The sequence below is a fragment of the Methylophaga sp. UBA1464 genome (genome assembly GCF_002325665.1).
Classification (GTDB): Bacteria; Pseudomonadota; Gammaproteobacteria; order Nitrosococcales; family Methylophagaceae; genus Methylophaga.
Window position 1 is genome coordinate 1 of record NZ_DCSO01000111.1, and the last position, 1,976, is coordinate 1,976.

The following is a 1,976-nucleotide window of genomic DNA, read 5'->3' on the forward strand; positions in this document are numbered from 1 at the left end:
ATCTGGCCGATGTAATTCTGCCAGCGTCAGGTTTCCCGGAAAAAACCGGTACATTCACTAACACTGATCGACTGGTACAGATGGGACGTACCGCCATTCCGATGCCGGGAGATGCACGTCAGGATTTATGGATCATTCAGCAGATTGCTCAGCGAATGGGGCTGGACTGGCATTATGATGGACCTAAAGAGGTCTTTGAAGAAATTCGTAAAGCCGTGCCTTCCATGGGAGGTATGACCTGGGAGCGGCTGGAACGCGAACATGGTGTCGTCTATCCATGTGAACAGGAAGGTGATCCGGGTGAGCCGATTATTTTCACTGATCGTTTCCCGACAACGGATGGACGCGGTTTGTTTGTGCCGGCAGATATTGTTGAACCGGATGAACGTCCGGACGATGAATATCCATACGTGTTGATTACCGGTCGTATGCTGGAACATTGGCATACCGGTTCAATGACTCGCCGTTCCAATGTATTGGATGCCTTGGAGCCTGAAGCCGTGGCGACTATCCATCCGCTGACCCTGGAAGAAATGAATGTCAGACCGGGTGAAATGGTGACCTTGTCGACACGTCGTGGTGAAGTTTCTGTGGTGGCGCGGGTAGATGAAGCCGTGCCGACCGGTGCGATATTTATGGCGTTCTGTTATTACGAAGCGGCAGTCAATAAATTAGCTAACGCGGCACTGGATCCGGCGGCAAAAATTCCGGAGTTCAAATATTGCGCGGTTAAAGTCACACCAGGTGGAGTTCCACTGGAATTTCATAGTTATGGTGGTGGTCAAGCCGTCAATAAACTTAGACAATGATTGAGTCCGGGCGCTGTTGTTTTTTGAGCACCTTCACTGCTTGAGGTTCATGTAATCAACAAGATGGAGATGAGGCGATGTAATTTGTTTTACATAAATTATTTCCAACCCAAGAGGGCGGAACAATAGCGCCTTGTATCACAAAAGGGCATGTTTTCATGCCCTTTTTTATGTCATAAGCGCGCATTCTTGCTAAGATAGCGGCGAATAATCTCTTGACGCAACAGGTCAAAAAAACATAATGAAAATCCTCATAAGTAACGATGACGGCTACATGGCAAAGGGTATCCGGACACTGGCGCGCTCGCTTGCCGGTCTGGGAGAAATCACCGTAGTCGCCCCTGATCGCAACCGAAGTGGCGCAAGTAACTCGCTTACCCTGGAAAATCCGTTAAGACTGGACCAAATGGAAGACGGTGTATACCGGGTCGAAGGCACGCCTACTGACTGTGTGCATTTGGCGATCACCGGTTTACTGGATGATGAGCCGGATATGGTGGTTTCAGGCATCAATGCCGGGGCTAATCTGGGCGATGATGTATTGTATTCCGGCACCGTAGCGGCCGCGATGGAAGGGCGTTTTCTCGGATTACCTGCCATTGCCATTTCTCTGGCCAGCTCTGAAGGTAAACATTACGAGACCGCTGGCTGGGTGGCGCAACAGTTGGTTGAAAGACTTAAATCTGTAGCATTACCTGCCGATACTATTCTCAATGTGAATGTGCCTGATTTGCCAATTGAAGAAATTATCGGCTTTGAAAGTACCCGTCTTGGGCATCGGCACAAAGCCGAACCGGTGATTAAAGAACTGGATCCGCGTGGCAGGCCAATGTATTGGATTGGCCCCGCGGGCGCTGAAGAAGATGCCGGTCCCGGTACCGATTTTGATGCGATTCGTCGCGGTGCTGTATCCGTCACACCTTTGCAAATCGATCTGACACGCTATGATGCGATTGATGGTGTTTCACGGTGGTTGGAAAGCACTTTGCCATGATCGCCGATCCTCGCGGAATAGGGATGACTTCGCAACGGACACGGGATCGTTTGATCCAGCGTCTGCAGGAGCGTGGTATCAAAAATCTTCAGTTACTGGCGGTGATGCGGCAGTGTCCACGGCATTTATTTGTCGATGAAGCATTAGCCAGCAGAGCCTATGAAGATACGGCG

2 protein-coding genes and 1 pseudogene are annotated in these 1,976 nt (G+C 50.3%); all 3 read left to right on the forward strand.

Annotated elements, in window-relative coordinates:
* The coding region (locus B3O33_RS15110; protein WP_292363906.1) for a molybdopterin oxidoreductase family protein at positions 1-809 on the forward strand (809 nt) is incomplete at its 5' end.
* A 241-nt stretch (positions 810-1,050) separates the two neighbouring features.
* Positions 1,051-1,803, forward strand: coding sequence for a 5'/3'-nucleotidase SurE (surE, locus tag B3O33_RS15115; protein WP_292362144.1), 753 nt, complete (start codon positions 1,051-1,053; stop codon positions 1,801-1,803).
* Positions 1,800-1,976 (forward strand): annotated as a pseudogene (gene pcm / locus B3O33_RS15120) (protein-L-isoaspartate O-methyltransferase); the annotation flags it as partial. The gene surE and the pseudogene pcm, both read left to right, overlap by 4 nt.